We start from the raw sequence: 25036 nt of genomic DNA on the forward strand, positions 1-25036 counted from the left end.
CGTTACTTTCTGCGTTTGGCCGCAATATCACCTTTGGCCATCCGGATCCATTGTACCAACGGACGTTTGGCAGGACAGATATATGTGCAGCAACCACATTCAATACAATCCATAGCGTTAAATGCTTCCGCCTTGTCGTACATGCCGTGCTCCACCGAACCACCGATAAAGAGAGGCATGATGCTGACGGGGCAGACTTCCACACATTTGGCACACTTAATACAGGGACGGATTTCATCCAGCGTTACCTCAGCGTCGGTGAGGCAGAGAATACCGGATGTCCCCTTAATGACCGGCTGATTCTCCGGACCGGACTGGGCCAGACCCATCATGGGTCCACCGAGAATCATCTTACGGATATTGGGCTTAAAGCCGCCGCACTGCTCGATTACCTCTTCCATGGGCGTACCCACGCGAACCAGCATGTTTTTCGGCTCGTTAATACCGGAACCGGTAATTGTGACGTTGCGCTCAATCAAAGGCTTCCCTAAACGAATAGCCTCGGAAATGGCAATGCATGTACCAACGTTTTGCACTACACAACCCACCATGGAGGGCAGGCCGCCGGAGGGCACTTCCCTGCCGGTAAATACACTAATTAACTGCTTTTCTGCGCCCTGCGGATACTTGGTGTGCAGAGCGTGCACCTCAATGTTGTCAATTCCTTCCGCCGCTTTCTTCATGGCTTCCACCGCATCGGGCTTGTTGTCCTCAATGCCGATGTACCCCTTCGGCGCATTTACAACCTTCATTACGGTCTGCAGGCCGATGACCACATCTTCCGGACGCTCCAGCATGGCCCGGTGGTCGGATGTCAGATACGGTTCACATTCAGCCGCGTTGATTAACACGTAGTCAATCTTCTGATCCGGTGGCGGAGATACCTTGACATGCGTAGGGAACGTGGCCCCACCCATTCCTACAATCCCTGCCTCGCGGATTATTTTTTTCAAATCATCCACACCAAGGTTCTTCCAGTCATCATTGGGCTTTACATCTTCATGCCAGGTATCCTGGAAGTCGTTCTCAATGAACACAGCCTGAACCGGACGGCCCAGCGGATGGTTACACATGTCAATCTTAACCACTTTACCGGACACACTGGAGTGAACCGGGGCAGAGACAAATCCTTTGCTGTCACCGACTTTCTGACCCACTTTCACTTCGTCCCCTACAGCCACCAAAGGCTCACAAGGTGCGCCAATATGCTGCGACATCGGGATGATAGCCACAGTGGGGGGCTTTGCTGGGACGACAGGCTTCTTCTCGGTCGCACTTTTAAAGTGGCCGGGATGAACGCCTCCCTTAAACGTCTTAAAGCTCATATGCTCAATTCACCCCTTTTAATAAAATTTTAATATTTTTGCTGAACATTGAGGTATTCGAGAAATCTATGAGAAATCCTGCACCAGTCTTTTTTTTTCGTCAAAATTTTCATTCCAGCGCAGGAAAAACATAGCGCATACACCAATAAACCTTTAAGCGTATAAGCCTCCCCTTCTTTTCTTATTAGTTTTAGAAGTGAAACATTCCGCAAACATAAAACAATTTCAACATCGACACTAAAATACCTGCCCTCAAATTCAAAAATATTGAATTCACATAAATATATTATTATACGAAAAAACTCCTGGACTCACAGGAGTTTTTCTTCATATCTTTAGAGAAAATGTTTTTTCAAAACTTCCCTGGCTTCGCTGATGGTGTATAAAGAACCGGAGATGCAAAGGGCTTCTTCCTCACCGGTTTGGGCAAGCCCCAGCGCCACCGCCTCCTCCACCGTGTCAGTTGCCGCCACCGGAGCGCTTGTATAGCGGCGGGCAAGCTCCGCCACCTCCCGGGGGTTTGACGCCCGGGGGTTATCCGGCTTGGTAACAATCAATCCCGCTGTGGCCAGCGGCACAATTAGGCTGAGAATTTCATCCACCGCCTTATCACCCAGTATCCCCAGCACCAACCGGAGAGGGCGGCCATCCAGAATGGTATCCAGCGCGCTTTTGAGGGCTTTAATTCCGTCAATGTTATGCGCACCATCCACCAGCACCAGAGGGCGGCGGGAAAAAACCTCCAACCTGCCGGGCCATTTGGCCGCCGCCAGTCCGCGGTAAATAGCGTCTGTATCAAGGGGGACAGGCAGTAATTCCCTGGTGGCCACAGCCAGCGCCGCGTTGCGGACCTGATGCGGCCCCAAAAGGGAAATCTGCAGATTATCCAGCTTACGCTGCCTGCTCCAATAGTTAAATACCTGGCCGTCGAGGGAAGCAGACAGTTGTTCATATCCAAAATCCCTGTCCATTTCTACCAAAGTGGCGCCCCGCTCCACGGCCACAGAGCGAAACACCTGCAAAGCGTCCTCTTTTTCCGCCGCGGTAACAGCGGGGGTAGAAGGTTTAATAATGCCGGCCTTTTCAAAGGCAATGGCGGAGATGGTATCGCCCAGCACCTGCGTATGCTCCAGGCCGATATTGGTCAGTACCGACACAGCCGGCTCAATTACATTGGTGGCATCAAGGCGCCCTCCCAGGCCCACCTCCATAATTACCCAGTCAGGCTGCTCCTCTGCAAAATAAAGAAAAGCCAGAGCGGTAACCACCTCAAACTCTGTGGGCTGGCCCGCTTCCGTCTGCGAAATTTCCTCCACATGCCTGCGGATTTGGGTCACCAGTTCAGCCAACCGGTTTTCATCAATGTCGCCGCCGTTAATGGCCATGCGATTTGTAAATGCCTCTAAATAGGGGGATGTATACAGGCCCACCTGCAGGCCCTGGGCCTCCAGCATGGATGCCAGAAAAGCGGCGGTGGATCCTTTCCCGTTAGTTCCGGCAATATGAATGCAGCGGATTTTTTTCTGGGGATCTTCCAGTCGCCTGAGCAGCTCGGTTATCCGCTCCAGGCCGGGATTGATGCCAAAGCGGTACAAACTGTGAATCCAGTCAATTGCTTCATTATAGTTCAAAGCTTGCGGCCTCCTGACGTTACTCTAAACTGCGGATACGTTCTGCCACCTTGTCGCGTTTAAGCTGATAATCCTCTGCCTTGGCCCTTTCTTCGGCCACCACTTCTTCCGGGGCCTTGGCCAGAAAACCCTGGTTGGAAAGCTTGCCGGCGGAGCGCTTCAGTTCAGCATCCAGCTTTTTCAACTCTTTTTTTAGTCTGGCCAATTCCTGTTCCAGATCAACCAGTCCGACCAGCGGCAGGTAAATGTCTGTATCGCCCACAACGGCGGTCAGCGCCTGTTTGGGTTTTTCCGCCAGGGTAGAAACAATCTCCACCTCATCCAGGGATGCCAGCTTCTGCAGCATGGATGTCCCGTCCTTTAACGCCGCGGCAGCAGCATCACTACCGGTATGAAGGATTACCTTGGCCTTTTTGGCCGGGGGCAGCTGCACTTCACTGCGCAAATAGCGCACAGTCCTGGTAACTTCCATCACCACATCCATATTGGCATGGGCCCGGGCAAAGTCCAGGGAATCATCATACTCAGGGAAGAGCGCCAGCACAATGGTTTCTCCCTCATGGGGGAGTTTTTGCCAGATTTCCTCGGTAATGAAAGGCATAAAGGGATGCAAAAGGCGCAGTGTCCTGTCCAGCACATAGGTCAGCACAGAACGGACCGCGTTTTTTTCCGCTTCGCTTTCTGCGTTATACAGCGGTATTTTTGCCATCTCAATATACCAGTCGCAAAAATCGCTCCAGAGGAATTCATAGATTGTGCGGGCAGCCTCACCCAGTTCGTAGGCATCCATTAAACGATTTACTTCCCGCACCGTTTTGTTATACCGGTGCAGAATCCAGCGGTCAGCATCGGTCAGACCGCTGGACAGATCAACCTGGTCCACCGTAAAATCATCCAGGTTCATTAATACAAACCTGGAAGCATTCCAGATTTTGTTAGCAAAATTACGGCTGTTTTCCACACTCTCCTGGCGGAAGCGCTGGTCATTGCCGGGTCCCTGCCCGGTAATCAAAGTGAACCGCAGGGTATCTGCCCCGTACTCATCAATAATTTGCAGCGGGTCCACACCGTTCCCCAGGGATTTACTCATTTTACGTCCCTGAGCATCACGCACCAGTCCATGGATATATACGGTATGGAAAGGAATCTCCTCCATAAACTCCAGCCCCATAAAAATCATGCGGGCTACCCAGAAATAAATAATATCATAGCCGGTAACCAGCACATCGGTGGGGTAGAAATGTTTCAGGTCCTTTGTTTCATCGGGCCAACCCAAAGTGGAAAAAGGCCAGAGTGCAGAAGAGAACCAGGTATCCAACACATCGTCGTCCTGTACCAAAGAAGAGCTTCCACATTGCTTACAGCTTTGCGGCTCTTCTCTGGAAACAATTGTTTCGCCGCAGTCACAGTACCAGGCCGGAATGCGGTGCCCCCACCAAATCTGACGGGATATACACCAGTCCCGGATGTTTTCCACCCAGTTTAAATAAACCTTGGTAAACCGCTCCGGCACAAAACGGATGTCACCGTTTTTAACCCGTTCAATGGCCGGCTTGGCCAGAGGTTTCATGCGCACAAACCACTGTTTGGACAAAAGCGGTTCAATTACCGTACTGCAGCGCTGGCAGTGCCCCACCGCATGGGTGTGGTCTTCGGCTTTTAAAAGAACGCCGGCCTCTTTTAAGTCCGCCACCACCTGCTTGCGGGCCTCATAGCGGTCCAGCCCGGAATATTTTCCCGCCTCCTCGGTCATGGTGCCGTCATTACCGATAACCACCACCGAGGGAATGTTATGGCGCTCCGCCATGGCAAAATCATTAGGGTCATGAGCCGGTGTGATCTTTACCGCTCCACTGCCAAACTCCGGATCCACATAGTCATCGGCTATTACCGGAATGGGCCGGTTCATAAGCGGCAGCATTACTGTTTTGCCAATCAGATGCTGGTAGCGTGAATCCTGGGGATGAACCGCCACCGCCGTATCACCCAGCATGGTTTCCGGACGGGTAGTGGCCACCACCAGATGCTCATCGCTGTCTGTAAGGGGATAACGGATAAAGGTCAGTGCCCCTTCCTGGTCTTCATGTTCCACCTCAATATCGGAAAGGGCCGTGAGGCAGCGGGGGCACCAGTTAATAATATAATCACCACGGTAAATCAGGCCCCGTTCATACAGGGTAACAAAAACTTCGCGCACGGCGTGGGAACAGCCCTCATCCATGGTAAAACGCTCCCGCGACCAGTCGCAGGAAACACCAAGCTTCTGCAGCTGCCTGATGATGCGGGCATGGTACTCCTCTTTCCAGTCCCATACTTTATCAAGGAAAGCTTCCCGTCCCAAATCATAACGGGATACCCCATCGGCAGCCAGGTGTTCTTCCACCTTAATCTGGGTAGCAATACCGGCATGGTCGGTGCCGGGCAGCCACAGGGTATCAAAGTCCTGCATGCGCTTGCGACGGATTAAAATGTCCTGAATGGTATTATCCAGTGCATGTCCCATATGTAGTGTACCGGTTACATTGGGCGGGGGAATTACAATGGTAAAAGGTTCTTTGTCCGGATCACCCGGCGCCTGGAAATTGTTATTATCCAACCACTTTTGGTACAGCCTGTCCTCCACGTTGGCAGGATCATAAACAGGAGCAAGATTTTTATCGGGCATATAAAAAGCCTCCTAACTAAAAAACGCATAATGTCTTTATTCAATATACCCAATGGCATAAGTGATGTCAAGAAAAGTGGACATGAGACAAAGGGGACAGGTGATTTTGTCTCACCTTTCTGGACGGGGGAACCCTCTGCGAGGACAGGCAGGTTTGTTTGTCCTCGTTTAGGAGCTAGCCCAATCACTAAAAAACAACTAGGGACGGACCATAGATTGCGCTTGCAAAAGGTCCGTCCCTTAAATTTTGTGGACAATTAAACCTGTCCCTCTGTCCACGGGTTAGTGCTATTGTTCGTTTTGCACAAACTGCTGAATTACCTTCCAGATATCATCTTTGCCTTCGCCGGTTTTGGCTGAAAACATGATCACCGGCCCCTGGGAGCCCAGGCCCAGGCCTTCCCGCACCTGTTTGACGTGCTTTTGCCTGTTGCCGCGGGAAATCTTATCCGCTTTGGTGGCCACAATAATGGTGGGGATATTGAAGTGAATCAGCCACTGATACATGGCAAGGTCGTCGGCGGTGGGCGGATGGCGCAAATCTACCAGCTGAGCCACCACCTGCAGGGTCTCCCTTGTTTGCAGGTAGTTTTCAATTAACAGGCCCCACTGCTTCTTCATTTCATGGGACACGCGGGCAAAACCATAGCCCGGCAAATCAGCAAAGTAGAAGGCTTCATTGATGAGGAAAAAGTTAATCAGCCGTGTTTTCCCTGGGTTGCCGCTGGTCAAAGCCAGCTTTTTGCGGTTTACCAGAGAATTTAACAGCGTAGATTTACCCACATTGGAGCGGCCCACAAAGGCCACCTCCGGCAGCATATCGGTGGGAAACTGCTCGGCCCCTGCCGCACTGATGATAAATTCGGCTGACTTAATCTTCATCTTTTGCTTCCGCCAAGGCGTGCTCCAGCACCTGGTCCATATGCTCCACCAGGACAAACTCCAGTTTGCGGCGCACGTTATCGGGTATTTCCGAAATGTCTTTTTTGTTTTCCGCCGGTAGCAGAATGGTTTTAATGCCGGCCCGATGGGCAGCCAGAACCTTTTCCTTCACACCGCCGATGGGCAGTACACGCCCGCGCAGGGTAATCTCTCCGGTCATGGCCACTGTCCGGCAGGATGGGCGTTGTGTCAGTGCGGAAATCAGTGCCGTAGCCATGGTGATGCCGGCGGAAGGCCCGTCTTTGGGAATGGCGCCTTCGGGAATATGAACATGGATATCATATTTTTCATGGAAATCTTCCTCAATGCCCAGCTCATTGGCCCGGGTCCGAATATAGGACAGGCCGGCCTGAGCAGACTCCCGCATCACATCGCCAAGCTTACCGGTGAGCATGAGCTTGCCTTTGCCTTTCATCAGCGTCACTTCAATCACCAGGGTATCGCCGCCCACTTCGGTCCAGGCCAGGCCCGTGGCAATGCCCACCTCATCTTCTTTTTCCGCCATGCCGAACCGGTAGCGCGGAATGCCAAGATACTTATCCAGGTTCTGCACAGTGATGGCAGCGCGTTTTTTCTCATCCCGCACCACCTCTTTTGCCGTCTTGCGGCAAATGGAGGCCAACTGCCTTTCCAGGTTACGTACCCCTGCTTCCCGGGTGTACTGCCGGATAATTTTGCGCAGCGTTTTCTCCGACACGGTAAGGTTTTTCTTAGTCAAACCGTGCTCTTTAATCTGCTTGGGCAGTAGATACCGCTCCGCAATCTTAACCTTCTCTTCTTCGGTATAGCCGGGGATGTAGATTGTTTCCATGCGGTCCAAAAGCGGCTGAGGAATATTATAAAGAGTATTGGCAGTGGTCAGAAACATCACATTGGACAAATCAAAGGGGATTTCCAGATAGTGATCGGCAAAACTGTTGTTCTGCTCCGGGTCCAATACTTCAAGAAGCGCCGCCGACGGGTCTCCCCTAAAATCGGTGGACATCTTATCGATTTCATCCAGCAAAAAGACCGGGTTTTGGGACTTGGCCTGCCGCATGGCCTGAATAATCCGGCCCGGCATAGCGCCCACATATGTTCTGCGATGGCCCCGGATTTCCGCTTCATCGCGCACACCGCCCAGAGACATCCGGACAAAATTTCTCTCCAGCGCACGGGCAATGGAACGGGCCAGCGAAGTTTTACCCACACCGGGCGGACCCACCAGGCAAAGAATGGGGCCTTTTAGCTTTTTGGCCAGCTGCCGTACCGCCAGATACTCAATAATACGTTCCTTTACTTTTTCCAAACCATAATGATCTTCATCCAGTATTTCCTCCGCCCGGTTTAAATCCAGGCGGTCATCGGTCTGATAAACCCAGGGAATAGCCAGAATCCAGTCCAGATAATTGCGGATAACCACCGCTTCTGCCGCAGCAGGCGGCATCTTCTCCAGGCGCTCCACCTCTTTGAGCGCTTTCTCTTCCACCTCTTCAGGCAACTCCGCCTCGGATATTTTCTCCCTGTATTCATCTGCTTCCGCCATCCGTTCATCTTTTTCGCCCAGTTCTTTTTGGATGGCCTTCATTTGTTCGCGCAAATAATATTCTTTTTGTGTCCGCTCCATTTGCTTGCGAACCCGCAGATTTATCTTGCGCTCTATTTCCAGAACTTCCATCTCATGGCTTAAGATGGCGGATAACTTATCCAGACGGTCCCGCGGCGACGTGGCTTCCAAAATATCCTGCTTCTGCTGGATTTTAAGCGTCAGATGAGAGGCAATAATGTCGGCCAGCCGTCCCGGCTCGTCAATGGAAGATACCGTCACCAAAGTTTCCGGCGGTATCTTTTTACTCAGCTTGATATACTGCTCAAACTGGTAAAGCACGCTGCGCATCAATGCTTCAACTTCCACGCTTTTCCCATTGTCATCATCCAATTCTTCCGCTTCCACTTTAAAAAACGGATCGGACTCAACAAACTCCCGGACATAGGCCCGGGACAGCCCTTCCACCAGAACACGGATGGTTCCGCCGGGGAGCTTGAGCATTTGCTTAATTTGCGCTACGGTCCCCATGGAATAGATTTCTTCAGGGGTTGGTTCATCAATACGTGCTTCTTTTTGCGCCACCAGCAGGACTTTATTATCCTCGACCATGGCCTGCTCCAGTGCGCTTACAGACCGCTCCCTGCCCACATCCAAGTGGAGCACCATATTGGGAAATACCAGAATACCCCGCAATGGCAACAACGGCAATGTTTTAGTTTTTTCAGCCATGGAGTTTCAACCTCCATTCCTTTTTATGTCTTGTTTTCTGTAGGAAATCATAGCTATTCCGGCCTTTTAACGTATTCGCCCACCACGCAGGGATTTCCTTTATATAGTTCTCAAATGTTACCATTTTGTAAGAACCACGGATAAACCTGGCTGCAGGGGAGAAAGAGGTTAAAATCTACACAGGGGAAGCCGACAACACCGCTGCCTGCCCCGTATGTGCGGACTTGCTTTCCTCCTGCAACGCATGCTTGAACACATCTCCCAGCGAGTCAACGGCCACAACTTCCACATCAGGAATCTTAGCAAAAGCCTGCTGCCAGTTTTCCCGCGGGATGATAACTTTTCGGGCCCCCGCCTGACGGGCGGCATCCACCTTGCTGACTACTCCGCCCACCGGACGGACAAAACCGCGCACAGAAATCTCTCCCGTCATGGCCACCGTATTTAAAACAGGAATGCCGGTGAGAGAAGAATAGATGGCGGTGGCAATGGAAATGCCCGCCGAGGGGCCATCGATGGGTGTGCCGCCGGGGAAGTTGACATGGATATCGTATTCGTTGGGGTCCACATCCAGATGATCCCGCAGAACGGTCAGTACGTTTTCCACCGAACCCTTAGCCATGCTTTTGCGTCGGATCACCCGGCGCGCACTGCCCATTTCTTCTTCCTCCACCACACCGGTTACATGGACATGCCCCCGCCCAGGCCCTAAGTGATGAGAGGCCACTTCTATTTCAATAATGGTTCCCATGCTGGGACCGTACACAGCCAGGCCGTTAACGTAGCCCACCTGCGGCCTGGGGGGAATTTTCTTTTCCGGCCGGGGCGACATCTGACTGGCGTTTACTACCCACTCCACATCCTGCAGGCGTAAATGCTTATTTTCCTGATGATCACACAAAGCTATCCCGGCAGCAATCTGCACCGTGTTCACCGCTTCGCGGCCATTGGTGGCATATTTTTTGATTACCTCCAATGCGCTGTCTTCCATCACGAACTCAATGCGCTTGGCCGCATTCAGGGCCACCTGTCCGATTTCTTCGGGCAAAAGCCCACGGAAGAAAACCTCCAGGCAGCGTGAACGTATGGCCGGCGGAATATCTTCCGGGGTCCGGGTGGTGGCACCTATCAGGCGAAAATCGGCGGGGAGGCCGTTTTGGAATATTTCATGAATGTGCTGCGGAACATTTTTATCTTCCGGGTTATAATACGCACTCTCCAAAAACACTTTCCGGTCTTCCAGCACCTTAAGCAGTTTATTCATTTGTGTGGGATGTAATTCGCCGATTTCATCAATAAAAAGGACGCCTCCATGGGCCTTACTTACCGCTCCCGGTTTGGGCTGGGGAATACCAGCCATTCCCATGGGACCGGCACCCTGATAAATAGGATCATGAACCGAACCGATGAGGGGATCGGCAATCCCGCGCTCATCGAACCTGGCGGTGGTGGCATCCAGTTCCACAAACTTGGCATCACTGTTAAAGGGAGAACCCGAATTCCGCTTGGCTTCTTCCAGCACAAGGCGTGCCACCGCAGTCTTACCAACCCCCGGCGGACCATAAACAATTACATGCTGCGGGTTGGGACCGCACAAAGCTGCCCGCAGAGATTTCAACCCTTCCTCCTGCCCGATGATTTCCGAAAACGAAGCAGGCCGGGTTTTTTCAGCCAAAGGTTCAGTCAGGCTTATTTCCCGCATTCGTCGCAACTGCTCCATCTCTTTGCGGGACTCCTTGTCCACCGCCACTTTGCTGGACTGCTGCGAACGCAACAAGTTCCAAAAATACAGGCCAATGACTATGGCAAAAAAAACTTGTACAAAACCGATTATCGGCGCTAAGTTTGTCACATCTTTCCCCCCTTGGTCAAACTAACACATTTTGCTCTTGCGTTAGTATTACCCAAGGGAGGATGAAAAAACCGCCCCTTTAAGGGCGGTTTGTAATAACTTAAGCCGATTCTTCTTTTTTCTTTTTGCGCTTATCAGCTGTAACCAAAATGGGTTTTTCCTTATTCTGAATGGCTTCTTTGGTAATAATGCATTTGCCGATATCATCCCGGGTAGGCAGCTCATACATCACATCCAGAAGTATACCTTCCAGGATGGCTCTCAGGCCACGGGCTCCGGTATTACGCCGGATCGCTTCCTCGGCAATAATCTCCAGTGTGCCATCCTTAAATTCCAGATTCACACAATCCAGCTCAAACAGTTTCTGATACTGCTTGGTCAGGGCGTTGCGGGGTTCGGTAAGAATCCGCACCAGTGCTTCCTCATCCAAAGCATCCAGAGTTGCCACCACCGGTACACGGCCCACAAATTCAGGAATTAACCCGTATTTAATCAGATCCTGTGGCAGGACATGACGCAAAATTTCTCCGATGTTGCCGTCCTGTTTTGCAGCGACTTCGGCACCAAAACCAATGCCTTTTTTGCCGATACGGTCCTGAATCAGTTTTTCAATTCCATCAAAAGCTCCGCCGCAAATAAAGAGGATATTGGTGGTGTCAATCTGCATGAATTCCTGATGGGGATGCTTGCGGCCGCCCTGTGGCGGGACGCTGGCCACCGTTCCTTCCAGGATCTTCAGCAGTGCCTGCTGCACACCTTCACCGGACACATCTCGTGTTATGGATGGATTGTCGGTCTTGCGAGCAATTTTATCAATCTCGTCAATGTAGACAATGCCCTTTTCAGCCTTTTCCAAATCATAATCGGCAGACTGAATCAGCTTCAGTAAAATATTTTCCACATCTTCACCGACATAACCGGCCTCCGTCAAAGAGGTGGCGTCGGCGATGGCAAAAGGCACATTCAGGATTCTGGCCAAAGTTTGCGCCAGAAGGGTTTTACCCACACCTGTGGGTCCAATCAAAGCGATGTTACTTTTTTGGATCTCCACATCATCGGGCTTTTGTTCGGTATTAATGCGTTTGTAATGATTGTAAACCGCCACCGCCAGGGATTTCTTGGCTTCGTCCTGACCAATAATGTACTGGTCCAGGATATCCTTGATTTCCGTGGGCTTTGGTAGCTCAACCAGGTCAAGCTCCATTTCTTCAGAAAGCTCTTCCTCGATGATTTCATTGCAAAGTTCAATACACTCATCGCAAATGTAAACACCGGGACCTGCCACCAGCTTGCGTACCTGTTCCTGGGTCTTGCCGCAGAAGGAACACTTCAGTTGCCCCTTCTCATCGTTGAACTTAAACATAAATTTCCCTCCTAGAGGAGTCTAACGTTTCTCCAGTACGCCGTCAATTAAACCATACTCTTTTGCCTGCTCTGCCGACATGAAATAATCACGGTCCGTATCCCGGGCAATTTGCTCCACCGGTTTTCCGGTATGGCCTGACAGAATTTCATTTAACCGCTCACGGATCCGCAGAATTTCCTTGGCATGGATTTCAATATCCACCGCCTGACCCTGCGCACCACCGAGAGGCTGGTGAACCATAATGCGGGAGTTGGGTAGCGAAAAACGCTTGCCGTCCGCACCGGCGGCTAATAGCACCGCGCCCATGCTGGCGGCTAAACCAACACAGATGGTTGAAACATCCGGCTTGATATACTGCATTGTGTCATAGATGGCCAGCCCGGCATAGACAGATCCACCGGGAGAATTAACATAAATATTAATGTCTTTCTCCGGATCTTCAGACTCTAAAAACAATAACTGGGCAATGACCAGATTCGCCACATTATCGTCAATGGGGCTGCCGATAAAGATAATGCGGTCTTTTAACAGCCGTGAATAAATGTCATAGGCACGCTCACCGCGATTGGTTTGTTCAACCACCATCGGTACCAGATTCATCAGGATCCCTCCTACTCTTCCTGCTTGGGCTCGGAAGCAGCTACGTCGGTGATTTTTGCTTCCTCCATCAGGAAGTCCACAGCTTTGCGGAACTTGATTTCCTGGCGGAGTACATTGGACTGCCCCTGTGCTTCAAAGTATTCTTTGATTGTTTCCACAGGCTGGCCGTAGCTCTCCGCAAACTTTTCAATTCGCTCTTCTACTTCTTCGTCCGTGGCCTCAATTCCTTCTTTTTCAATAATTGCATCCAACACCAGGTTTGCCTTAACACGCTGCCCGGCCTCTTCCCGCTTCTCTTCCCGCAAGTCTTCCATGGTCTTGCCGGTCAGAGAAGTAAACTTCTCCAGTGTAAGGCCCTGCATACGTAAGAACTGTTCCATTTCCCCGGTCATGCGATCGATTTCGCGCTCCACCATGGGGTCGGGCACCGGAGCTTCGGAATTTGCAGCCACTGCCTGCACCACTTTTTCTTCCACTACTGTCTTGGCTCTGTTTTCCTCTTCCTCTTTCAGCTTATTCAAAACGTCTTCTTTTAATTCAGCAAGAGTACCGAATTCCGATACTTCTGCTGCAAAATCATCATTGAGCTCCGGGTATTCTTTCCTCTTAACTTCCTGAACTTTCACCTTAAAGGTAACAGGCTTACCCGCCAAATCCTCGCTGTGATAGTCTTCAGGGAAGGTAACATCAATATCCTTCTCCTCGCCGGCTTTCATGCCCACAACCTGCTCTTCAAAGCCGGGGATAAAAGAACCGGAACCAACTTCCAGGGAATGGCCTTCAGCGCTGCCGCCTTCAAATGGCTCTCCGTCTTTATAGCCGGTGAAATCAATTACAGCCAAATCACCCTGTTCTACCGCGCCGTCCACCACATGCATCTTAACATGTTCATGCCTCATGGCATCAAGCTTCTTTTCCACGTCATCTTCGGTAATTTCCTTGAGCTCGCGGGTAACTTCCACGCCACGGTATTCGCCCAGCTCAACTTCCGGCTTAACCTCAACAGTGGCCTTAAAAATAAAAGGCTTGCCCTTTTCCATTTGTACCAGGTCAATCTCCGGTCTGTCAATCGGTTCGATTCCCGCTTCTTCCACCGCATTGTCATAAGCGTCGGGAACCATAATTTCCAAAGCCTCTTCATAGAGGACTTCCGGGCCAAACCGACTTTCCAGGATGGGGCGTGGTACCTTTCCCTTGCGGAAACCGGGTAAGCTTACCTGTTTAACCACTTTCTTATAAGCCTGATTCAGTGCATCTTCCACCACGGGCTGTTCAACTTCAATTTCTAAAGCAACTTTGCTGCCGTCTATTTTCTCCACTTTAACCATGTACTATGCTCCTTTATTAAGTATTTTATTTTATGCAAACAGGTTTTACCTGTGTCATATCGCATATATTATTTCTGCCAGAGTCTGAGATGAAGGTACCATAAAAGTTTAAGTCTGCCAAGTATTTTACCATTAATTTAAGTAAAATGAAAGCTAAATCCCCTTACAACGGAAAAAATATCAAAAAAGCAGGTCAAAGTATCAAGAAAGGCGCGCTCTTTCGGTTTCCTCAGCGCGCGGTTTTCAGTACTGCTTACATTAACAGCTTCGCTATCTGCGAAGCGTTAGAATTTCCCAGCAGTATAAAAAAACGCCAAAGTGGCGTTTATATTTTATGGAGCGGAAAACGAGATTCGAACTCGCGACCCTCGCCTTGGCAAGGCGATGCTCTACCACTGAGCTATTTCCGCAGGTATAAAACTAATATAGAGTATAAAATTTTTTACCTCCAAAGTCAAGCCCTTCGACTAATTTCCAAAACCCACCCTTTCTGATTATAACCTTTAGTTATAGCTATACAACATAGTTATGACATTCACAAACAAAACCCCTGTATTTATTGGCTTTATCCCCTCCTCCGGGACAAAGCAGCCCGTTTTGGGCCCCCATTTCAGGCAGGATGTTTATGATAGGCGTGACTAATATATTAGTAATCAAATATGTAAGGGGGTAACTACAGTGGCTGAAGAAAAAGGATTGTCAAGAAGAACATTGCTAAGGGGGGCAGGGTACTCACTGGCCGGCCTCACCCTGGCCGGTACAGTTGGTATGCTGCTGCCGGGATGCGGCACAGATGAAGGGACTGCTGCAGAAAACGGGGAGGTTGCAGCTGCTAAGTGGCCATTAAATTATGCTAAACTGGATCCAGATGAAGCGGCGCAAAGAGGGTACGATGCCTATTGGGAGGACGGCTGAGGCTACGGTGTAGCCCAAGGTCTTTTGGGCTATTTGGCTGAAGAAGTGGGTTATCCGTTTAACCAGATTCCCGCCGAAACATTTGGTTCTTACCGAGGCGGCGTGGAAGGCTGGGGATCAATCTGTGGAGCACTGGTTCCTGCCATCTCCGTCATTAATCTGGTGGTAGACAAAGAAGACAGAGCTTCCCTGGTTAACGAACTGATGGCCTGGTACAAGGAATTTCCCTTCCCCGAATTCCAACCGGCAGGGCTGGATTTGCCCGGCGTCCCCATTAACTCCAGCCTGTGCCATGTTTCCGTGACCAAATGGATGGAGGAAACAGGGTATGGCCCCAGAAGCTCTCCGGAGCGCGGCGAAAGGTGTGCCGGCCTCACTGCAGATGTAAGCAAATTCACCGCCGCCATGCTCAACAAATACTTCGAAGAAGGCTCCTATACCGGACAATACGCAGTATCCCCCGCAACAGGCCAGTGTATGGCCTGTCACGAAGAAAATGTTAAACCGTATGCTCACGGTAAGGAAGACTGCATAGAATGTCACGGTGACCCGCACGAGGATTAAGGTACATGCAAAAACCACGGGTATATATACCCGTGGTTTTTATCTACATAAATTTAAATGGTGCGGGCGAAGGGACTTGAACCCCCAAGGGAAAAACCCACTAGATCCTAAGTCTAGCGCGTGTGCCAATTTCGCCACGCCCGCCCAAAAAAAAACAATATTGGGGTGGATGATGGGACTCGAACCCACGGCCCCCAGAGCCACAATCTGGTGCTCTAACCACCTGAGCTACACCCACCGCATTAACAAAAAAGTAAATAACATAGTGGCACGCCTGGTAGGATTCGAACCTACGACCCACGGATTAGAAGTCCGTTGCTCTATCCCCTGAGCTACAGGCGTATGCAAAGAATAGTATAGCTGAAATCAAACTTAAAATCAAGGTCTTTTATACTATTATTTTTTGGCAACAGAGGAAGTTATCCAGGACATAATAAAAAGGACCGGTTCCAGCAAGAGAAAACCACCCCCTAAAGGGTGGTTTGATTGCAAAATATCTGCTTAACTGCTAATGGCTCTAAGGCGCAGGCTGATTTCCTGCTCACAGTGCGGGCAGAGCAGCACTCCTGCGGGAACCTGTTTTGCCGCAGTTTCTTTTTCGGGCGCTTTGGTCAGAACAGCCAACAGCACACCTAACACACTGAGACCGGCTGAAATAGCAAAGGCTATCCCATACGTTCCTGTCATATCACGGACCAAGCCTCCGATTAGGGGACCAAAAACGCCACCGGCTCCCCAGGCTGTAAAGACAAGCCCGTAATTAACACCGAGATTCTTCAGGCCAAAATAGTCTGCCGTCAGCGCAGGGAACAGGCTGAGCATGCCCCCGAAAGCAAAGGCAACAAAAGCTGTTCCGGTAAACAAAGTCAGCGCTGTTTGGAACTGGGCAAAGAACGCAAAGCAAACAACCTGGATCAGGAAAATAATAACCAGTGTCATTCTACGATCCAGCTTATCCGATATTACACCGCAGCCGACCCGTCCCAGACAATTAAACACCGCGTACACCGAGATAAGGGCGAAAGCCGCCCCGTCAGAGAGCGCAGCCTGTTCTAAGCCAATATCCCTTAACTGGCCGATAATCATCAGCCCGGCAAATGTGCCAAAACAAAACATAATCCATAAACCATAAAACTGAGGTGTCCGAACTACCTGCTTCCAGTCAAAATCCAGACCGGAACTTTTATTCTGTTTTATTACTTTGATAGCTTTGAATTTATCTACAGGTGGTGCCGGCACATAATCTTCCGGCGGATTAGAGATAAACTGTGCAAAAGTAAAAATAGCAGCACAAAAACCCAAACCCAGAATAATCATGGTCATTTCTATACCAAACCTGGCCAGCAAAACCTGAGTCAGGGGGGCTACATAAATACCCGCCAGTCCAAAGCCACTAACCACGATTCCGGCAATCAGACCACGCTTATGCGGTCCAAACCACTTCAGGGCGGCAGGAGTTGCCGCTGCATAGCCAAAACCCATTGCCGAACCAAAAACCACACCGAAAAATATCGAAAGACCTACAACGGATAAAAACAAGCCTGACAACACAAAACCTATTCCTGTAAGAATGGCAGAAGCTAATATTATTTTTTTGGGTCCCATACGGTCCTGCAGGCGACCACCGGGAACCATCAGCAATGCAAATAGTGCACAAGCAACCATATAAGGAATTTGGGATTGCGTTGCGGTCCACCCCAAGGCACGCAGTTCATTGGCAAAAGCTCCCCAGGAATAAAGCACACCTAACGCCAGGTTTACACCCAGCCCCGCAAACGTAACAATCCATCCTTTTTTCGAACCTATAACTGTACCCATTTTCCTCCCTCTTTTCTCTAAGCTTACAATAAACTACCGTTCTTTATTTCTACCTACACAACATATACCGCCTCCCCCCTGGAAAACTGTAATGAATTTTATCTTTTTTCTAAAAATTTCAAATAGTCATTATATTATATACTTTCTATCTTTTGATTTTCCTGCTTTAGCACATAAAAGTTTTTCCAAAATTCAACAAACAAGAAATCGTCGCTTATTCGGTTTCCTCAGCGCACGCTTTCAGTGCCGGTTTCCAATGCAGTTTTGCTGGCTGCAAAGCGTTATAATTTCCGGCATAAAAAAAATAATGCCGTGCGAATGATTCACACGACATTATTTGATACTTGAGCTCTGCTACTAGATTTAGCCTGCCTTGCCGCCGGCCTCGAAAATATTCTCTCCACAGGCAGGACAGACACTGGATGAGGAAACCAAAACCTTTCTCTCCGATGGTGCTTTGGTGGTGAGCGCCAGCAAAATCCCTACTGCACTGAGAGCCACAGCAACGATGTAGCTGATATTATATGTCCCGGTAACATCACGGACCACGCCGCCCAGCAACGGACCGAATACACCGCCGGCACCCCAGGCGGTAAACACCAGGCCATAGTTCAGGCCTAAGTTTTTAACACCAAAATAGTCGCAGGTGATGGAGGGAAACAGGCTGAGCATCCCGCCGTAGGCGAAGGCCACCACAGCTGTTCCGGCAAACAGTGTAAAGGGTGTGGTAAAACCGGAAAAGAAGCTGAAAGTGAAAACCTGAATCATAAAAATGGAAACCACCGTCATTCTCCTGTCCAGCTTATCGGAGATAAACCCACAGCAAATACGGCCAAGGGAATTACAGACAGCGAAGAATACCACCAACGCTGTAGCCCACTGCGGAGTCAGGGACGCCTGCTCAATACCGATACTTCTCAGCTGACCGATAATCAACAGCCCGGCTAAAGCACCAAAACAGAACATGAGCCACAGGCTGTAAAACTGAGGAGTACGGACCATCTCTTTCCATTCATAATTTGCTTCGGCACAGGTTGTTTTCTTTGTGCCCTTTACCAGGGTAGGCGGCTGTTGCGGCACGTAGTCTGCGGGAGGGTTGGCCATAAAACGGGAAAACACAAATAAGGCAATACTAAAAATGGCTCCCAGGATATAAAAGGTAGAAGTAAGTCCGAATTGCTCAATCAGGTATCCGGCCAGCGGAGCGGCATAAACGCTGGCTATGCCAAAACCGCTTACCACAATCCCGGAAATCAGGCCACGCTTATGTGCGCCAAACCACTTGATGGCCGTAGGAGTGGTGGTAGCATAACCAAAACCGATGGCGGCTCCAAACAGCATACCAAAGAAAATTGATAACCCGGCTACAGTCAGTATCAAGCCGGACATCAGAAAACCTATGGCCGTTAAAACGGCGGCAGTTAAGATTACCGGCTTAGGGCCCAACTTGTCCTGCAATCTTCCTCCAGGCACCATTAACAGGGCAAACATAGCACAGGCCACCATGTACGGAATCTGCGTTTGGGTGGCGGTCCAACCATAATTGGACTGCAGGGCCTCGGCAAACATTCCCCAGGAATAAAGCACTCCCAGACTGAGGTTAGACCCGAAACCGGCAAAAGCAACGACCCAACCCTTTTTCTGATTCAACTCTGACATTGATCTCTCCCTTTCGTTTTATGTATTGTGTGGATTATAAGTTCTCTCTCTATAAGTGACACAATTAACTCAACAAGCAAAAAATTCTGTCAATTTTCCGTGCATGCAAAAAGCCACCCCTTGGGGTGGCCTTAAAATCCTAAAAGCCACTGCTATAAACTTAAGTAGAAATGGAGCGGGTGATGGGAATCGAACCCACGTGACCAGCTTGGAAGGCTGGGGCTCTACCATTGAGCTACACCCGCATGCTACCAAAATCTATTGTATTGAAATGGTCGGGGCGACAGGATTCGAACCTGCGGCCCCTTGGTCCCAAACCAAGTGCGCTACCAAACTGCGCTACGCCCCGAACATGTGGCAAAAATCAGTATAACAAAAAGGGAGATGTTTGTCAAAGGAAATTTTTATCATTGGCCCTCTGAAGCTATTTGTTTAAGAATCTTCATGGCTTGTTCCATAGCCCTTGCCCGATGACTGATGCGGTTTTTTTCTTCCCCTGTCATTTGGGCAAAGGTTTTTCCGGTGTGGGGCACCAAAAATAATGGGTCATAACCAAAACCGCCGCTGCCCTGTGGGGAAAAAGCTATTATGCCCTCCACCGCCCCCTCGGCAAATTGGGTATCTTTGCCCGGGCGGGCAATGGCAATAACCGCCCGAAACCGTGCTGTGCGCTTTTCTTCCGGCACATCTGCCAGCTTGTCCAGTAATTTTTTATTATTGGCTTCATCACCCTGCCCTTCACCGGCATAACGCGCTGAATAGACTCCGGGTTCGCCACCTAAAGCGTCCACTTCCAGGCCGGAATCATCGGCCAGCGCCCACTCTCCGGTAAGGCGCGCCACAGTTTCCGCCTTAAGGGCGGCATTCTCTCTAAAAGTGCTGCCCGTTTCTTCTATTTCCGGCAAATTAGGGTAAGCAGAAAGGGAAACCGGCTCCAGTGGCGAGTCGGCCAACAATTGGGCAAATTCCCGCAGCTTCCCTTCATTTCTACTGGCAATTATCAGCTTCATTTGAGCCCTCCCAGCAGAAGCCTTTTTTGATAATCCACAATTTCATCTATGCCTTTGGCAGCCAAATCCATCATTTCATCCATGGCCTGCCTGGAAAATGCTGCGCCTTCTGCTGTCCCCTGTACTTCCACAATGTTGCCGCTGCCGGTCATAACCACATTCATGTCCACATCGGCCTTGCTGTCTTCGGAGAAAGCCAAATCCAGCATCAGCTTGTCATCCACGATGCCGATACTGGTGGCGGCCAAATAGTCTGTAACAGGAACTTCAGAAAGAGTCCCGGCGGCTACCAGCTTGGATAATGCCAGATACAGAGCCACAAAAGAGCCGCTGATGGCAGCAGTTCTGGTGCCGCCATCAGCCTGGACCACGTCGCAGTCAACCCAAACTGTGCGTTCTCCCAGCGCCTTTAAATCCACCACAGAACGCAGGGCCCGCCCTATCAGGCGTTGAATTTCTGAGCTGCGCCCGGAAATTTTACCCCGTTCACGCATGGTGCGGATCTGTGTGGCCCGCGGCAGCATGGCATATTCGGCGGTAACCCAACCCTTATTTTCACCACGCAGAAACGGTGGCACTTTTTCTTCCACTGAGGCGGTACAGATAACCCGCGTATCTCCAACTTCAATCAGGACTGATCCTTCCGGGTATTTTAAAAATTCAGGTGTTATTTTCAGCGGCCGCATTTCATCGGTTCGCCTGCCGTCCACTCGCATATCTAGCCCTCCAAATATTGGTTCATTTCATTGCACGACTTTTATTATAGCCGCAAAGACAGCTAAGTTCAACTACTGGGTACCCACCGCTGTATTCCACTGTTTGGGCCGGCCAAACGTTTCCGGAAAGTGGATACCGGCGGGAAATTGCGGCGGTTCTCCGTCGGACAAAAGGGAAATATCCATTACTCCGGAAATCTCTGTTAAAGTCAAGGCAACCTGATGCCGGATACGGTCTGCAGCCAACTGGCCGCCGCCCACCGCAGCGAAATCACCGCTCACAAGTATGGTGACCTGATCACCCTCCGTTGATACACTTTGCAGCTCCAGATCTTTTGGCAGTGCGGAAAACAGCGGGCTGCCGGGGCCCGGCCCTTTTATCAGTTCCTGCACCACGTCCTGCAGGGGATTATCTGTTTTTTCCACAATCCGTGTAACCGGCACATAAAAGGCATTTTCACCCACCGGATAAAGAAAATACAATAAAATCTGTTTTGTGTCGGCAAAATCATCCACCTCGGGTGATATTTCCAGGTTAAGCCCCAAATCACGATCAAAGGGCTCTGCGGCCGTCAGGCTGCCGTGAAATGCGGGTACCTTTCCCTCCACCATAATTTCCACTTCATGAATGGTGGGAAACTCGGTCAAAGTAAAAACAATGCCGCTGATAATCTGCCGTTCAAGTTCCGGATTGTACTGCAAAAATTCCTCGCTGAAGTCCACCCTGGCCAGTCCGTCCCGAATGGTAAGCCCCAAAACCTGGGTTCCGGCAGGCAAAAGCGGTACCAGGCCCAGATTGGCAATGGGTGCAGGGAGATTACCTTCACGCGTGTACAGTAAAGTAGCTTTGGCTATCCCTTCTTCCCAGGGAATTCCGATACGCACCGGTACCAGGACCTGGCCTTCTTGTGCCGGCAGGTAAAAAACCGTTTCCCGCAATTCCCGGTCCGGGTCTATAAGCTCGTCCCCGTTTTCCGGGGGCACTACATTCTCCTGGGTATCCCGATCCAGTAAACCACAGCCACTCAAAAACAACAATATCAGTATTGCAAGCAAGCAGGTTGTTTTGCGCATTTCTTTCCCCCCGTACCATTTTATACAATCATGGTATGAGCAGGTGAGGAAAGATATGCCAAACTATGCGGGAAGGCTATTTAGACTTAATCTTTCTGAAATAACCGCCTAAAATTTTTCTGGTGTCAAAAACACTGACAAAGGCATGCTCATCGGTATCACGGATAATAGACATCAGGACGGGGATATCCTTGCGCTTCAGCAACACATGCAACAATTGGTGCGATCCTTCCCGGCCGCACCCTTCTAAAACTGTCACACCAAAGCCGTTTTCCCGCAATTTTTCAGTCAGCTCTTCGGCATTCTCGCGGGAAATTACCTGGGCAGTGGAAAAGCCCAGCGCCAGCCTTTCTTCGATTTTAGTGCCGGCATAATTACCTGCGGCAAAACCCAGAGCATAAACTATCAGGCGGGTGGGATTATCCAGAGTGTCGATTACCCTGGCCAGTGCCAGGATATAAATAATTGATTCAAAAAAACCTATGCCGGCGGCGCTGCCGGGCTTGCCCCGCATCACCATCAGAATACGTACAGTGGCCAGCGTCATATCAAGGACCCGGGCCAGAAAGATAAACGCATAGTCCAAAAGCAAAATCAAAAACATCATATCACCAACCGAAAAAAAGTTTCCTCCTCATCACCTAAGCTTAAAGATGCCGTTCAATAAATATCTGCTCACGCAAACGTCCAAGGCCGCTGCGGATGTTTCTGGCACGGGCTTCCCCAATGCCTTCCACCTCATCAAGCACTTCCTCACCGGCCCGCAGTACTCCCTGCAGAGTACCAAACTGCTCCACCAGGTTTTCGATTACCGGCATGGGCAGGCGGGGAATCTTATCAAGAATACGATAGCCCCGTGGAGATGCGGCCGTTTCCAGAATAGCAGGGCCACTGTGACCAAGCATTTTCGCCAGCGCGTTGTTGTCGGACAAAGCATTGGACAAATCACGGCGCAATTGCTCCAATACTTTTTCCGGTTCAATACCATCAGCGGCATAATCACGCACCAATAACAGCGCTTCCTCTTCCACATTACTTAAAAGCTCTTCCAACTGCATCTCAATGAGACGCCCCTCTGTACCCAATTCCACAATGTAGCGCTCAATCATTTCCGCCACCCGCAGCACCATTTCCACCCGGCGCAGTACAAGAAACACATCATTAAAACTGGCCAAATCTTCAAATTCCAAAGCACTTAAAGAAACCAGGGTCTGACGCAGGACATTACGGTACTTTTCCAGAGTTTGCAGCGCCTGATTTGCTTTGTTGATAATAACGCTCACATCCCGCAGCGCATAGCGTACTGCACCCTGATAAACGGTAATGATGCTGCGCCGCTGTGAAATGGAGATTACCACCTCTTCAGTCTGCTTAGCCACCCGCTCGGCAATACGATGCCGGATACCGGTTTCCTGTGAGGGAATGGCAGGATCGGGATTTAACTGAGCATTGGCAAACAAGATTTTTTTACATTGCGAACAGAGAATGATGGCGCCATCCAGCTTTGCCAACTCATAAAGCCGGGCCGGGGTAAGCTCCACGTCCAGCCTGAACCCGCCCTCCATCATCGCTTCGATACGTGGGCTCCATCCCATCACAATCAGAGCACCGGTTCTTGCCCCCAGAATATTCTCCAGAGCTTCCCGAACAGGCGTCCCCGGAGACAGCCGCCGCAGGGTTTTTTTTAGAACTCGGTTTTCTTCCTTTTTTTTGGCCATCGCCATCCCCCCAGTCCATTTTAAACTGCAGAGCAAGCCTGATCCAGTGTGGATACAGAAACAAGTTCCATGCCGGCACCATCACGCAATCCCGACACATTATATTTGGGCACCACCGCCCGCTTAAAGCCCAACCGGGCACCTTCATGCAGCCTTTGTTCCAAATGGGGAACACCGCGCACTTCACCTGCCAGGCCAACTTCACCGACAAACAGAGTATCTGCGGCAACGGGCCGGTCGCGAAATGAACTGAGCAAGCTGGCCGCCACCGCCAAGTCCACTGCCGGCTCCAAAAGGCGTACACCTCCGGCAGCATTGACAAAGACATCGTAGTCCAGAATCTGCAAACCAATATGTCGCTCCAGCACCGCCAGTATCAGGGAAACCCGGTTTAAATCCACTCCTGTGGCCATGCGCCGGGAATTGCCGCCGTAGCGGCTTGGCGTCACCAGAGCCTGTATTTCTACCAGAAGCGGGCGGGTCCCCTCCATGGAGGCAGTCACCACCGAACCGGGCGCATTGGCCGGGCGCTGTGAAAGAAGCCATTCCGAAGGATTGGCCACCTCTTTTAAGCCGGAGGTTTCCATGGTAAACAGACCTATCTCGTGGGTGGATCCAAAGCGATTTTTAACCGCCCTTAGAATGCGGTAAAGATGCTGCCGGTCTCCTTCAAAGTACAGGACGCAGTCCACCATATGCTCTAAAAGCCTGGGTCCGGCAATCTGCCCTTCCTTTGTTACATGACCGATAATCATCACCGCAATGTTTTCATTTTTTGCCAGCCGCATCCAGGTGGCGGTTGCCTCCTTAAGCTGGCTCACACTGCCGGCAGCAGAGGTGAGTTCCGGCCTGTAGACCGTCTGTATGGAATCCACAATGACCACGTCGGGACGGATGGCAAGCACCTGCTCCTCAATGGCCGTCATGTCTGTTTCCGCCAGAATAAGAATATCACTGTTTACCCCCAGGCGTCTGGCGCGCATTTGCAGCTGTGCCGGAGACTCTTCGCCGGCCACATACAGAACCTTCTTTCCTGCCGTCCCCAACCCGCGGGCGGCCTGCAATACCAAAGTGGACTTACCGATACCGGGGTCCCCGCCGATCAATACCAGGGAACCGGGCACCATCCCTCCGCCCAAAACGCGGTCCAGTTCAATACTGCCGGTGGATATCCGTGCCGATTCCGCCATATCACTTACACTGCTCAGGGACTGCGCTTTGGCCTGCGTTCCCTTGCGGGTAGAGCCTTTAGCCTGTGAGCGTAATTCCTCAGCCATTTGATTCCATTCTCCGCACCCGGGACACTTTCCCAGCCATTTGGGAGATTCATACCCGCATTGTGTACAAAAAAACACCGTTTTTCCCCTTGACAAGACGCCTCACCCCGATACCTTTCTCTGTTTAGAGTATTTGATTTATGGCACCACGTCAAGGGTTACAGACAAAGTATAACATTTGAACCAACTAAATACCTGTATTTTCGCTTAAGAAAGGTACGCTTATTCAATTCCTTCAACAGCTTTTCAATACTGGTTACCTTAGCTACTTCGCAAACGGCGAAGCGTTATAATTTCCAGTATAAAACAAAACACCTCT

19 protein-coding genes and 6 tRNA genes are annotated in these 25036 nt (G+C 50.4%); 2 read left to right on the top strand and 23 right to left on the bottom strand.

Annotation, left to right across the window (positions count from 1 at the left end):
* Positions 1-2 precede the first annotated feature (2 nt).
* The 10 genes from rsxC to DEALDRAFT_RS05175 all read right to left on the bottom strand — a co-directional run bounded on the left by rsxC (position 3) and on the right by DEALDRAFT_RS05175 (position 14376).
* Positions 3-1325, bottom strand: coding sequence for an electron transport complex subunit RsxC (gene rsxC, locus DEALDRAFT_RS05130; protein WP_008515517.1), 1323 nt, complete (start codon positions 1323-1325; stop codon positions 3-5).
* A gap of 335 nt (positions 1326-1660) precedes the next feature.
* On the bottom strand, positions 1661-2956 hold the full coding sequence (locus DEALDRAFT_RS05135) for a bifunctional folylpolyglutamate synthase/dihydrofolate synthase (RefSeq protein WP_008515518.1): 1296 nt from the start codon (positions 2954-2956) through the stop codon (positions 1661-1663).
* Between the two features lie 19 nt (positions 2957-2975).
* Positions 2976-5621 (bottom strand): valine--tRNA ligase, encoded by a 2646-nt coding sequence (locus tag DEALDRAFT_RS05140; RefSeq protein WP_008515519.1) that lies wholly within the window; start codon positions 5619-5621, stop codon positions 2976-2978.
* A gap of 288 nt (positions 5622-5909) precedes the next feature.
* Positions 5910-6503 (bottom strand): ribosome biogenesis GTP-binding protein YihA/YsxC, encoded by a 594-nt coding sequence (gene yihA, locus DEALDRAFT_RS05145; RefSeq protein WP_008515520.1) that lies wholly within the window; start codon positions 6501-6503, stop codon positions 5910-5912.
* Entirely contained in the window at positions 6493-8820 is a 2328-nt protein-coding gene (gene lon / locus DEALDRAFT_RS05150; RefSeq protein WP_008515521.1) for an endopeptidase La, read from the bottom strand. The genes yihA and lon overlap by 11 nt, the downstream gene beginning before the upstream one ends.
* A gap of 175 nt (positions 8821-8995) precedes the next feature.
* Positions 8996-10672, bottom strand: coding sequence for an ATP-dependent protease LonB (gene lonB, locus DEALDRAFT_RS05155; protein WP_008515522.1), 1677 nt, complete (start codon positions 10670-10672; stop codon positions 8996-8998).
* Positions 10673-10772: 100 nt separating this feature from the next.
* Positions 10773-12035 (bottom strand): ATP-dependent Clp protease ATP-binding subunit ClpX, encoded by a 1263-nt coding sequence (gene clpX / locus DEALDRAFT_RS05160; protein ID WP_008515523.1) that lies wholly within the window; start codon positions 12033-12035, stop codon positions 10773-10775.
* Between the two features lie 21 nt (positions 12036-12056).
* On the bottom strand, positions 12057-12638 hold the full coding sequence (clpP, locus tag DEALDRAFT_RS05165) for an ATP-dependent Clp endopeptidase proteolytic subunit ClpP (RefSeq protein ID WP_008515524.1): 582 nt from the start codon (positions 12636-12638) through the stop codon (positions 12057-12059).
* A gap of 11 nt (positions 12639-12649) precedes the next feature.
* The gene (gene tig, locus DEALDRAFT_RS05170; RefSeq protein WP_008515526.1) at positions 12650-13966 is read right to left on the bottom strand and encodes a trigger factor; all 1317 of its coding nucleotides are present in this window, start codon (positions 13964-13966) and stop codon (positions 12650-12652) included.
* A gap of 335 nt (positions 13967-14301) precedes the next feature.
* A tRNA-Gly gene (locus DEALDRAFT_RS05175) sits at positions 14302-14376 on the bottom strand.
* A gap of 268 nt (positions 14377-14644) precedes the next feature.
* On the opposite strand from DEALDRAFT_RS05175, the gene DEALDRAFT_RS05180 reads away from it, so the two are divergent.
* Positions 14645-14881 (top strand): hypothetical protein, encoded by a 237-nt coding sequence (locus DEALDRAFT_RS05180; protein ID WP_008515527.1) that lies wholly within the window; start codon positions 14645-14647, stop codon positions 14879-14881.
* A 24-nt stretch (positions 14882-14905) separates the two neighbouring features.
* Positions 14906-15445 (top strand): C-GCAxxG-C-C family protein, encoded by a 540-nt coding sequence (locus DEALDRAFT_RS05185; RefSeq protein ID WP_040378481.1) that lies wholly within the window; start codon positions 14906-14908, stop codon positions 15443-15445.
* A 58-nt stretch (positions 15446-15503) separates the two neighbouring features.
* Here DEALDRAFT_RS05185 and DEALDRAFT_RS05190 read toward each other — a convergent pair.
* From DEALDRAFT_RS05190 to radA, 13 genes are all read right to left on the bottom strand, one after another.
* Positions 15504-15589, bottom strand: a tRNA-Leu gene (locus tag DEALDRAFT_RS05190).
* A gap of 17 nt (positions 15590-15606) precedes the next feature.
* Positions 15607-15683, bottom strand: a tRNA-His gene (locus tag DEALDRAFT_RS05195).
* A 28-nt stretch (positions 15684-15711) separates the two neighbouring features.
* A tRNA-Arg gene (locus tag DEALDRAFT_RS05200) sits at positions 15712-15787 on the bottom strand.
* Between the two features lie 159 nt (positions 15788-15946).
* Positions 15947-17263 carry an L-lactate MFS transporter gene (locus tag DEALDRAFT_RS05205; protein ID WP_008515529.1) on the bottom strand — a complete coding sequence of 439 codons (1317 nt, stop codon included), beginning with the start codon at positions 17261-17263 and terminating at the stop codon, positions 15947-15949.
* A gap of 363 nt (positions 17264-17626) precedes the next feature.
* Positions 17627-18922 carry an L-lactate MFS transporter gene (locus tag DEALDRAFT_RS05210; protein ID WP_008515530.1) on the bottom strand — a complete coding sequence of 432 codons (1296 nt, stop codon included), beginning with the start codon at positions 18920-18922 and terminating at the stop codon, positions 17627-17629.
* Between the two features lie 171 nt (positions 18923-19093).
* A tRNA-Gly gene (locus tag DEALDRAFT_RS05215) sits at positions 19094-19167 on the bottom strand.
* A 27-nt stretch (positions 19168-19194) separates the two neighbouring features.
* Positions 19195-19271 (bottom strand) — tRNA-Pro (locus tag DEALDRAFT_RS05220).
* Positions 19272-19329: 58 nt separating this feature from the next.
* On the bottom strand, positions 19330-19932 hold the full coding sequence (locus tag DEALDRAFT_RS05225; RefSeq protein WP_008515531.1) for an XTP/dITP diphosphatase: 603 nt from the start codon (positions 19930-19932) through the stop codon (positions 19330-19332).
* Complete coding sequence (gene rph, locus DEALDRAFT_RS05230) at positions 19929-20648, bottom strand: ribonuclease PH (RefSeq protein WP_008515532.1); 720 nt, start codon at positions 20646-20648, stop codon at positions 19929-19931. Before rph ends, DEALDRAFT_RS05225 begins: the two co-directional genes overlap by 4 nt.
* Before the next feature lie 72 nt (positions 20649-20720).
* A complete protein-coding gene (locus tag DEALDRAFT_RS05235) occupies positions 20721-21722 on the bottom strand; it encodes a GerMN domain-containing protein (RefSeq protein WP_008515533.1) in 1002 nt (333 codons plus the stop codon).
* Between the two features lie 76 nt (positions 21723-21798).
* Entirely contained in the window at positions 21799-22329 is a 531-nt protein-coding gene (locus tag DEALDRAFT_RS05240) for a DUF2179 domain-containing protein (RefSeq protein WP_008515534.1), read from the bottom strand.
* Positions 22330-22369: 40 nt separating this feature from the next.
* Positions 22370-23440 (bottom strand): DNA integrity scanning diadenylate cyclase DisA, encoded by a 1071-nt coding sequence (gene disA, locus DEALDRAFT_RS05245; protein WP_008515537.1) that lies wholly within the window; start codon positions 23438-23440, stop codon positions 22370-22372.
* 20 nt (positions 23441-23460) lie between these two features.
* Positions 23461-24813 (bottom strand): DNA repair protein RadA, encoded by a 1353-nt coding sequence (gene radA, locus DEALDRAFT_RS05250; RefSeq protein WP_040378482.1) that lies wholly within the window; start codon positions 24811-24813, stop codon positions 23461-23463.
* Between the last annotated feature and the right edge of the window lie 223 nt (positions 24814-25036).

This window comes from Dethiobacter alkaliphilus AHT 1 (assembly GCF_000174415.1).
GTDB classification, from domain to species: Bacteria; Bacillota; Dethiobacteria; order Dethiobacterales; family Dethiobacteraceae; genus Dethiobacter; species Dethiobacter alkaliphilus.

Coding starts and splice junctions, on each gene's coding strand:
- rph (WP_008515532.1), bottom strand. CDS start 20,648: ATGCGAGTGGACGGCAGGCGAACCGATGAAATGCGGCCGCTGAAAATA.
- tig (WP_008515526.1), bottom strand. CDS start 13,966: ATGGTTAAAGTGGAGAAAATAGACGGCAGCAAAGTTGCTTTAGAAATT.
- clpX (WP_008515523.1), bottom strand. CDS start 12,035: ATGTTTAAGTTCAACGATGAGAAGGGGCAACTGAAGTGTTCCTTCTGC.
- DEALDRAFT_RS05235 (WP_008515533.1), bottom strand. CDS start 21,722: ATGCGCAAAACAACCTGCTTGCTTGCAATACTGATATTGTTGTTTTTG.
- DEALDRAFT_RS05140 (WP_008515519.1), bottom strand. CDS start 5,621: ATGCCCGATAAAAATCTTGCTCCTGTTTATGATCCTGCCAACGTGGAG.
- clpP (WP_008515524.1), bottom strand. CDS start 12,638: ATGAATCTGGTACCGATGGTGGTTGAACAAACCAATCGCGGTGAGCGT.
- yihA (WP_008515520.1), bottom strand. CDS start 6,503: ATGAAGATTAAGTCAGCCGAATTTATCATCAGTGCGGCAGGGGCCGAG.
- DEALDRAFT_RS05240 (WP_008515534.1), bottom strand. CDS start 22,329: ATGATGTTTTTGATTTTGCTTTTGGACTATGCGTTTATCTTTCTGGCC.
- DEALDRAFT_RS05210 (WP_008515530.1), bottom strand. CDS start 18,922: ATGTCAGAGTTGAATCAGAAAAAGGGTTGGGTCGTTGCTTTTGCCGGT.
- disA (WP_008515537.1), bottom strand. CDS start 23,440: ATGGCCAAAAAAAAGGAAGAAAACCGAGTTCTAAAAAAAACCCTGCGG.
- rsxC (WP_008515517.1), bottom strand. CDS start 1,325: ATGAGCTTTAAGACGTTTAAGGGAGGCGTTCATCCCGGCCACTTTAAA.
- DEALDRAFT_RS05225 (WP_008515531.1), bottom strand. CDS start 19,932: ATGAAGCTGATAATTGCCAGTAGAAATGAAGGGAAGCTGCGGGAATTT.
- DEALDRAFT_RS05205 (WP_008515529.1), bottom strand. CDS start 17,263: ATGGGTACAGTTATAGGTTCGAAAAAAGGATGGATTGTTACGTTTGCG.
- lon (WP_008515521.1), bottom strand. CDS start 8,820: ATGGCTGAAAAAACTAAAACATTGCCGTTGTTGCCATTGCGGGGTATT.